The sequence below is a fragment of the Soonwooa sp. T0.1_25 genome (assembly GCF_057652215.1).
In genome coordinates this window covers 640,673-650,489 of sequence record NZ_JBYFBZ010000001.1, presented here as the reverse complement: position 1 = coordinate 650,489, position 9,817 = coordinate 640,673, and the positions used below count along the sequence as shown (strand labels likewise).

Annotated in this window: 6 protein-coding genes; 3 read left to right on the top strand and 3 right to left on the bottom strand. The window is 36.8% G+C overall.

Going from position 1 to position 9,817, the window contains the following annotated elements; translation table 11 throughout:
• From AC23MB_RS03135 to AC23MB_RS03125, 3 genes are all read left to right on the top strand, one after another.
• On the top strand, nucleotides 1–248 hold a 248-nt coding region (locus AC23MB_RS03135), incomplete at its 5' end, for a hypothetical protein (protein ID WP_487786497.1).
• A 382-nt stretch (nucleotides 249–630) separates the two neighbouring features.
• Nucleotides 631–1,758 carry a serine hydrolase domain-containing protein gene (locus tag AC23MB_RS03130; RefSeq protein ID WP_487786496.1) on the top strand — a complete coding sequence of 376 codons (1,128 nt, stop codon included), beginning with the start codon at nucleotides 631–633 and terminating at the stop codon, nucleotides 1,756–1,758.
• A gap of 66 nt (nucleotides 1,759–1,824) precedes the next feature.
• Nucleotides 1,825–3,528 (top strand): OmpA family protein, encoded by a 1,704-nt coding sequence (locus tag AC23MB_RS03125; RefSeq protein WP_487786495.1) that lies wholly within the window; start codon nucleotides 1,825–1,827, stop codon nucleotides 3,526–3,528.
• A gap of 54 nt (nucleotides 3,529–3,582) precedes the next feature.
• Here AC23MB_RS03125 and AC23MB_RS03120 read toward each other — a convergent pair whose 3' ends face one another.
• The 3 genes from AC23MB_RS03120 to rpoC form a co-directional block, all read right to left on the bottom strand.
• Nucleotides 3,583–4,851, bottom strand: coding sequence for an alkaline phosphatase family protein (locus tag AC23MB_RS03120; protein WP_487786494.1), 1,269 nt, complete (start codon nucleotides 4,849–4,851; stop codon nucleotides 3,583–3,585).
• A 300-nt stretch (nucleotides 4,852–5,151) separates the two neighbouring features.
• Entirely contained in the window at nucleotides 5,152–5,457 is a 306-nt protein-coding gene (locus AC23MB_RS03115) for a DUF3467 domain-containing protein (protein WP_312321753.1), read from the bottom strand.
• Nucleotides 5,458–5,546: 89 nt separating this feature from the next.
• Entirely contained in the window at nucleotides 5,547–9,812 is a 4,266-nt protein-coding gene (gene rpoC / locus AC23MB_RS03110) for a DNA-directed RNA polymerase subunit beta' (protein WP_487786493.1), read from the bottom strand.
• Between the last annotated feature and the right edge of the window lie 5 nt (nucleotides 9,813–9,817).

Sequence of the window (9,817 nt, the reverse complement as noted above, 5' to 3'; positions counted from 1 at the left end):
GAAAAAGGAAAACTCGCCAGACGCTAATCTCAACACCGAGTTTTCTCCTTTTCAACAAATTTTGCCAACATCAACAACAGAATGAAATATTTTATAGTTTTACAATACAAAATGAGGGTATAATTCTGTCCAACGTTTGGGGAGACTTACAGCTAAAAGTGTTTCCTGAAACAAATCGAGCGCATCTATATCAAAATAAATTTTATTTGCTTTATCGTAAAAAAACTTCCAGGCAGCAGTATCATTAAGTTTTTCGGTGTTTGTTCTAGCGAGGTTAATGTAATATTGACTTCTAGCAAAGTTTTCAGTTTTTAATTGATTTGCGATTTTAAGACTTAAATCAACTATTTTACTTTTTTTTTAAAGTGACAACCAAACTATCAGTTAGTGCAGATATTGGACTTTGCGAATTGACACACAGAAATAGTAAAATCAATATTAAAATTGATATTTTTTTTAAAAAAAATATCATAAAATAATTATTTATCATCTGATAAAATTAAACAAAATTATTTTTTGATATTAATTTCTATTCATTTTTAAAGCCAAAAGATTTTTTAACTTTAAAGCAATAATATGTTGGTCAATCAAATTAAAAAATAAGTATTTCCGTAGAAAACACAGTAGAATATGAAAAAACAGTTGCTTTGGATTTTATTGATTTTTACTTTTTTTGGAGCATGTAAAAAAACTGAAGAAGTCGAAGCTCAAAAAATTATTGATCAAAAACGCATTGAAGACAGTATTTCGCTCGTCAAAAAATCAGCGGAAATCACACCGCTTTTAGATTCAATTATTTTAAAAAATAAGTTTAACACCATTGTGTCTGTAGATTGGGATAACAAAAAAATCTATGAACGCGCCAATGGTTTTTCTAATTTTAAAACTGAAACAAAAATTGATAACCAAACACTTTTTCCCATTGCGTCGAACAGTAAGCAGTTTGCTGCTGTTTTAATCCTACAACTTCAGGAGCAACAAAAACTTAATATCGAGGATAAAGTGTCAAGGTATCTACAAAATTATAAGACAAAAACTTATCAAGAAATCACGATTGCTCAATTACTACATCACACTTCTGGCATTAATTTTACTGGAGAGCGACTTCTTTTCAAACCAGGGAGAGCAATGCATTATTCTAATGATGGTTACAAAAGTCTAGGCGATATTGTTGAGAATCTTACTGGAAAATCTTACGATGATAATGTAGTGGCACTCTTCCAAAAATTAGGAATGACACATTCTTCAACAGGAAATCTCTTTAATGGAAACAATTTTGCAAGTGCACATCTTGGCAGTTTAAAACAAAATGAAGAAGTCCCAAACATGCCAAAACGTCTGGATAAAAATAGTATTTCGATTGCAGCTGGTGGAATTTTGTCAACAGTTGATGACCTTCATCTTTGGAATAGATCTTTGTATAACGGAAAAGTATTGAGCGATTCGGCATTTCAAACTTTTGTAAAGCCTGCCAAAACTTTTGATCACTATATTTTAGGAAAGGTAAAATACGGTTGCGGAATTATGATTCACGAAGAAGACCCGAAAACTTACTTACACACCGGCTATGTTAAAGGCGCACCTTCTTTGGTGATGTATTATCCCGAATCCAAAACTTCAGTTGTTATTCTATCCAATATAGCTAACGAAAAGCTTGGTAAAAAAGCCATCTACAAAAGTCATCGCGAGATAAGAGCAAAAATAGATTCTTTACAAATGCTTTGGACAAAAGAAGAAACAAAAAATTCAAATAACTAAACTGATTTACAAAATATAGATACTACAGGTGGTAGAAAAAACTGTATTTTTACAAAAATTATTTCTGTGAAAAAAATCTATACTTTTTTATTGTTAAGCTGTTCACTTATTGTTACAAAAGCGCAATATTATGGCGACTATGACAATAACTTCCGAATCGGAATCTATGGCGGAATTGACGCACCTTCTTTGGATAACAAAACGCCATTTATCAATTATAAAACAGGTTTTAATGTCGGCGCAAATGTTGACTATTTCTGGACTTGGTTCGGGTTGGGCGCAGATTTTAATTATCTAAGTAATTCTACAAAAAGCACCTACCCTACTGATAATTTATTTTTAAACAATATTAAATTAAATAACATTCAGCTTTCAGAAAATTCTCTCAATCGAATGTTTGTCGGTATTGGTCCTAATTTTAAACATGATTTTTCTGATGAGCTTTCGATGATTTTCAAACTTCGTGGTGGCATCAGTATTTTGAAGAATGGCGATATCAAATTGACAGGAATCGCAAACAATCAAAATATTGCGCTTAGCGAGCATAATAGTTACGATGTGTCAAGTGTTGCGAGCGCAAAAGCACAACTGGAGTTTAATTATTTTTTCACTGAAAATCTTGGGTTCAATTTTGGTGCCTATTATCTTCAGCATTTCCAAATTAAAGAAAACGGAACAGGTACAATCGCAGGCTATTATCCATATTCGGAGGTTAATGGACAAAACAATCTCAACACACAACAAGGCTTCCAAGGTCGTAGCACGCTGGAGCACGAGGCGCATTCTGTCGGGGCTTTCGCTGGTTTGGTGTACCGTTTCGGGAACACTTACAAAAATAAAAAGTCCAAAGTTGCGACGGGCACTTACAAAATGGAAGTTTTAGTAAAGGATAAATATTCTGGCGAAGTACTTCCAAATTCGGAGGTTGTATTATTTAACAGCCAAGGTCGACGCGCTTATTATGGCACTTCTAATAAAGACGGAAAGGTGACCTTCAACAATGTAAAACCTGATGATTACGAGCTTAAAGGAAAATATCGCGACATTAATTTAGTCACAAAAAAAATTGAAAAAACAACTATTTTCACATTAACACCTTTGTATTTCGAATTAGAGAATGAGGATGAAAGATTCTTTATCGAAGGAAAAGTGACTGATTGTAACACAAAAAAAGCTTTGTCTTACGCCAATGTTAGTCTTAAAAATGAAAAGACTGCAGAAGTTAAAAACCTAAAAACTTCGGCGAACGGAACTTTCAGTTTTATGGCTTCAAAAGAGGAGTTGTATACTATCTATGGCAAAAAAGGAAACTACTTCTCACAAACCGAAAATCTTGACGGCAAAAAGAATGATCGAACTAAAAAAATGTTTATCAATCTTCAAGTTTGTATGGAGGAAGCGACTTGTGACAAAGCGATTAACTTGCAAAACATTAATTACGATTTTGATCAAACCACAATTCGTGAGGATGCAAAACCAGAACTTGACAAACTTTATCAGTTCTTAGCAGAAAATCCTACGATAAAGCTTGAATTATCGTCACATACCGACTCGCGCGGTTCTGAAGATTATAACCTAAAGCTATCACAAGGTCGTGTCGATTCGGCGGTTAATTATTTAGTATCAAAAGGACTTAGCCGAAGTCGCGTCATCGCAAAAGGTTATGGCGAAACGAAATTATTAAATGAATGTAAAAACGATGTTAACTGCTCCGAAGAACAACATCAACACAACAGAAGAACAGAGTTCAAAGTTATTTGTGCTAAATAAATATAATTGAAAAGCCTTTCAGATTTGGAACCCTGAAAGGCTTCTTTTAAAAAATTATTTCAAAATCTTATCTGCAACTTTTTCTTTACCGTCAATTGGTGAAGTGATTTTAAGACCTAAAATTTTTGTTATAATTGGATAAACATTAACATTATCAAAATGCGAAATCTCAAAATCAGATTTGAAAGCTGGTCCCCAAGCTCGGAAAATAGCGCGCATTTCAGGAACTTTTTTAGGATCAAAACCGTGTTTTCCGATGCTTGTTGTCTTAGCTTTTTCAAGGAAAACTTTTGGCGCATTAGGAACTAAAAGTATGTCACCTATCCTATCAAATATATCATCTTTTTTACCATAATGCAATCGGCTTGGGAAGCAAGATTCTTTGTAAACTTTATAATCACCGGTTTTGTTTCTTTTAAGTTCTCTATAGACGAGTTTGAACTCATCAGGATTTTTAACTTTTATACGTAACAACGTATTGCTATTAAAGTAATCAAAACGCGATTTATCTTTCAGGATTTCGGGAATGTCGATGGCATTTTCTTTATCAACTTTTATCATTCCATGATCGGACACGAAAACGAAATTCACATTTTTAAGTCCAAGATTATTGACTTTGGTAACCAAATCTCCAATTGCTGCATCGACAGATTTTACAGCCTCTTCCGTTTCTTTAGAATCTGGTCCATGATGATGTCCATTCGCGTCAACTTCGGGAAAATACATCGTAATAAAATGTGGACGTTGCGCTTCTGGAAGTTTGAGCCAGTTGAGAACAATGCTTATTTTTTGCTCATTATTAAATTTTTCGTGGTAGTTGTAATAATAAGTAGGTCGCGTTTTCCCCGCATCGGACTGAGAACTTACCCAAAACAAAGACGCAGACAAAAGTCCTTGCTCTTCAGCTAAACTCCAAAGTGGTTTTCCCCCGTACCAAGAACCATCGCTAACGATTTTTCCGTCATTCATTTTGTAGGCTTCGTTTCTTTTGTAGTCATAAAAAAAATTGTCTACCAAACCGTGATGCGCAGGATACAAACCTGTGATTAAGGTGTAATGATTCGGAAATGTTATTGAGGGAAAACTTGGATTCATGTAATCGGCTGAAACGCCTTGTTTTGATAATCTATTGATATTGGGCGTCGCATATTTTGTAGGATAATCGTACCTAAAACCATCCACCGAAATCATAATAACATAAGGTTTATCTTGAAAATTTGCTACGGTATTAACACGATTAGGAACTACAATTTGTGCTGTGTCTTTTTGTGCGCTTATAAATGCGAAGAGCAACACATTTAGGAAAAAAAATAACTTCTTCATTTTGTTAAAAATAATGAACAAATGTAGTTTTGATTTTTGAAACTTGAGTTAAATAATGGTCAATTTTTCTAATTATCCCGAATCTGCGTGAGGGCGAAGCGCATTGTGGAGCTCGTAATGTGAGGCGGCAGAGCGCAGCGGAGCCGTCCAAGCATCACAGCGACTGCGCGTAGACCGACACTGGCGGCGAGAGAGGCGCGAGCGCAGCGAGCGTCCGAACGAGCCGTCATGTGGCACGCCCAAAATAAAAAAGTCCCGTCTCTTGGTAGAATCGGGACTTATCATATGTTAAGAAAAATCTTAAGCTTGTACGTTGTTACTTCCTAATACGAAAGGTTCAACTTCTTTGATTTCTCCGTATTGTTGCTCGTAGTTAGCGATGTTTTGTTGTAACGCAGCTAATACTCTCTTCGCATGAAGTGGAGCTAAGATTACTCTTGATCTTACGTTAGCTTGTTGTACACCTGGCATCAATTGGATGAAATCCATAACGAACTCTGATGGAGAGTGGTTAACTAATGCTAAGTTACAGTATACACCAGCAGCTACCATTTCGTTAAGTTGGATGTTGATGTTGTTAGGATCTTGATTTTGATTGTTGTCCATTTTAAATTTTGTTTTTGTTTAATATTTAAAGTTTCAGGTTTGCAAGATATGACTTTCATCTTGAAACCTGAAACTAAAAACTAAATATTTTAGTTGATGTCTTCGAATTCTTTTTTAGAACCAACGATTACGTTTTGATATTCTTTAAGACCTGTACCTGCAGGGATTCTGTGTCCTACAATTACGTTTTCTTTAAGACCTCCTAAGTAATCTACTTTACCAGACACTGCTGCCTCGTTAAGTACTTTAGTCGTTTCCTGGAAGGATGCTGCTGACATGAATGACTTAGTCTGTAACGCTGCTCTTGTAATACCTTGTAATACTGGCGTTGCTGTTGCAGGAAGTGCTTCGCGTACTTGTACTAAAGCTTGGTCTTCACGCTTCAACTTAGAGTTTTCGTCACGTAACTCTCTAGCTGTGATCATCTGACCTGGTTTTAAGTCTTTAGAATCTCCAGCGTCAACAACTACTTTAAGTCCAAATACTCGGTTATTTTCTTCTAAGAAGTCATACTTGTGCTCTAAGGCTCCTTCTAGGAACTGCGTATCGCCACCATCTACAATCGAAACTTTTGTCATCATCTGACGAACGATAATTTCGAAGTGTTTGTCGTCGATTTTTACACCTTGCAAACGGTAAACCTCTTGGATCTCGTTCACTAAGTATTCTTGTACCGCAGTTGGCCCTTTGATGTGTAGGATATCGTCTGGCGTAACTGATCCGTCTGATAATGGAGAACCAGCTGTTACGAAGTCATTCTCCTGTACCAAAATTTGGTTAGAAAGTTTAACTAAGTATTTCTTGATTTCACCAGTTTTAGCTTCTACAACCAATTCGCGGTTACCTCTCTTGATCTTACCGTAAGATACTACACCATCGATTTCTGTAACAACCGCTGGGTTAGATGGGTTACGAGCTTCGAACAATTCGGTAACTCTTGGAAGACCTCCGGTGATATCCCCCGCTTTTGCAGATTTTCTTGGGATCTTAACTAAGACTTTACCAGCCTTAATTTTTTCTCCGTCGTTAACCATAAGGTGGGCACCAACTGGAAGGTTGTAAGCTTTTTGTTCAACACCTTTAGAGTCTACAACTTTAAGGGTTGGTACAGCTTTCTTATTTCTAGATTCAGAGATAACTTTCTCTTCAAATCCTGTTTGTTCATCAATCTCAAGCGCGAATGAAACCCCTTGGATAATATCTTCGTATTCTACTTTACCAGCAGTTTCCGCAATAATTACCGCGTTATATGGATCCCATTTAGCGATCATTGTTCCTTTAGAAACTTTCTCACCTGGTTTTACAAATAATGATGAACCATAAGGTAAGTTAGCAACCATGATAGGTGTACGTGCTTCGTTATCCATTACTAAACGGAATTCTGTTGAACGAGACACAACGATTTCTGCTGTATTTCCGTCTTCGTCTTCCGAAGTAATAGTTCTAACTTCGTCCATCTCAACAATACCATCACGTTTTGCAACGATAGAAGGATTTTCTGAAATGTTACCTGCAGTACCCCCTTGGTGGAAGGTTCTCAATGTTAACTGTGTACCAGGCTCACCAATAGATTGTGCAGCGATTACACCAACTGCTTCACCCATATGGATCATCTTACCTGTTGCAAGGTTACGTCCATAACACTTAGAACAGATACCTTTTTTAGCTTCACAAGTTAATGGAGAGCGTACTTCTACAGACTCGATACCAGCAGTTTCGATTGCTTTAGCTAATGCTTCGTTAATCAATTCTCCTGCTTCTACGATTAACTCGTCAGATTCTGGATCGTAGATATCGTGAAGTGATACTCTACCTAAGATTCTTTCAGAAATTTTCTCAACGATTTCGTCATTTTTCTTAAGTGGTGTAACTTCTGTACCTCTTAATGTACCACAATCTTCTTCAGTAATGATAACATCCTGAGCAACGTCAACTAAACGACGTGTTAAGTAACCTGCATCGGCAGTTTTAAGAGCGGTATCCGCAAGACCTTTACGAGCACCGTGGGTAGAGATAAAGTACTCCAAAATCGAAAGACCTTCTTTAAAGTTCGCGATAATTGGGTTTTCGATAATCTCAGCACCAACAGAACCAGCTTTTTGTGGTTTTGCCATCAAACCTCTCATACCTGATAACTGACGGATCTGTTCCTTAGAACCCCTCGCACCAGAGTCAAGCATCATATATACAGAGTTGAAACCACCTTGGTCAGTTTTCATTCTGCTCATGATCATTTCTGTTAGGGACGCATTGGTATTTGTCCAAACGTCAATAACTTGGTTATAACGTTCTGTATCGGTAATAAGACCCATGTTATAGTTAGCCTTAATTTCGTCAACAGATTCGATAGCCGAAGCAATCATTGTTTTCTTCTCAGCAGGAACTACGATGTCACCTAATGAGAACGAAAGCCCTCCTTTGAATGCGTTAGAATAACCTAAGTCTTTCATATCATCCAAGAACTTAACCGTTGTAGGGAAGTCTGTATCTGCAAGGATTCTACCGATAACATTTCTAAGAGATTTCTTAGTCAACAATTCGTCGATATAACCTACTTGTTTAGGAACGATTTGGTTGAAGATAATTCTACCAACAGTAGTTTCGATTAGTTTAGTAACCAATTCGCCATCAACTTTTACTGGTAGTTTACATCTTACTTTAGCATTCAAAGAAACTTGTCCTTCAGCGTAAGCAATTTCTGCTTCTTCTGGAGAATAGAAAGCAAGACCTTCACCTTTAACTTTCATTGTTTCTGTAGAATCCAATTGTTTTGTCATGAAGTATAGACCCAAAACCATGTCCTGAGAAGGTACCGTAATTGGAGAACCATTCGCAGGGTTTAGGATGTTTTGAGAACCTAACATCAATAACTGAGCTTCCAAAATTGCTTCTGGACCTAAAGGTAAGTGCACCGCCATCTGGTCACCATCGAAATCGGCGTTGAAAGCCGTTGTTACCAATGGGTGAAGTTGGATCGCTTTACCTTCGATCATCTTAGGCTGGAAGGCTTGGATACCCAAACGGTGAAGTGTAGGTGCACGGTTCAAAAGAACTGGGTGACCCTTCATCACGTTTTCTAGGATATCATAAACTACGGGCTCTTTTCTATCGATGATTCTCTTAGCAGATTTTACAGTTTTTACAATTCCTCTCTCGATTAGTTTTCTAATGATGAATGGTTTGTAAAGTTCTGCTGCCATATCTTTTGGAAGACCACACTCGTGCAATTGTAGGCTAGGCCCAACAACAATTACCGAACGAGCTGAGTAGTCAACACGCTTACCTAATAAGTTTTGACGGAAACGACCTTGCTTACCTTTCAATGAATCTGAAAGTGATTTCAATGGTCTGTTTGATTCCGACTTAACTGCAGAAGATTTTCTTGTGTTATCGAATAATGAATCAACCGATTCTTGAAGCATACGCTTTTCGTTTCTTAAGATAACTTCTGGGGCTTTGATCTCCAATAATCTTTTAAGACGGTTGTTTCTGATGATAACTCTTCTATAAAGGTCGTTAAGATCCGATGTTGCAAAACGTCCACCATCCAACGGAACTAATGGTCTTAATTCTGGTGGTATAACTGGAAGAACACGCATCACCATCCACTCTGGACGATTGATCATTCTTGTATTAGCACCTCTAAGGGCTTCAACAACATTTAATCTTTTTAATGCTTCAGTTCTTCTTTGCTTAGAACCTTCGTTGTGAGCTTTGTGACGAAGATCGAAAGACAAGGCGTCTAGGTCGATTCTCTTCAACAGTTCTTCAACAGCTTCGGCACCCATTTTAGCAACGAATTTGTTAGGGTCAGAATCGTCAAGATATTGATTCTCTACAGGAAGCGTTTCTAGAACATCTAGATATTCTTCTTCTGTAAGGAATTCTTTATCCTCGAAATCTGAACCGTCTGCTTTTTTAGCAATACCTTGTTGGATCACTACATATCTTTCGTAGTAGATGATCATATCTAGCTTCTTAGAAGGAATACCTAATAAGTAACCTATTTTGTTAGGTAAAGAACGGAAATACCAAATGTGTGCAACTGGCACAACAAGTCCGATATGTCCAATTCTTTCACGTCTTACTTTTTTCTCTGTAACTTCTACACCACAACGGTCACATACGATACCTTTGTAACGGATACGTTTGTATTTTCCACAAGCACATTCGTAGTCTTTTACAGGACCAAATATTTTTTCGCAGAACAAACCATCTCTTTCTGGCTTGTGCGTACGATAGTTAATTGTTTCTGGTTTTAAAACTTCCCCTCTAGATTCTTGAAGAATAGATTCTGGTGAAGCTAAACCGATAGTGATTTTACTAAATCTACTTGATTTATTTTTATTTGACATTGTTT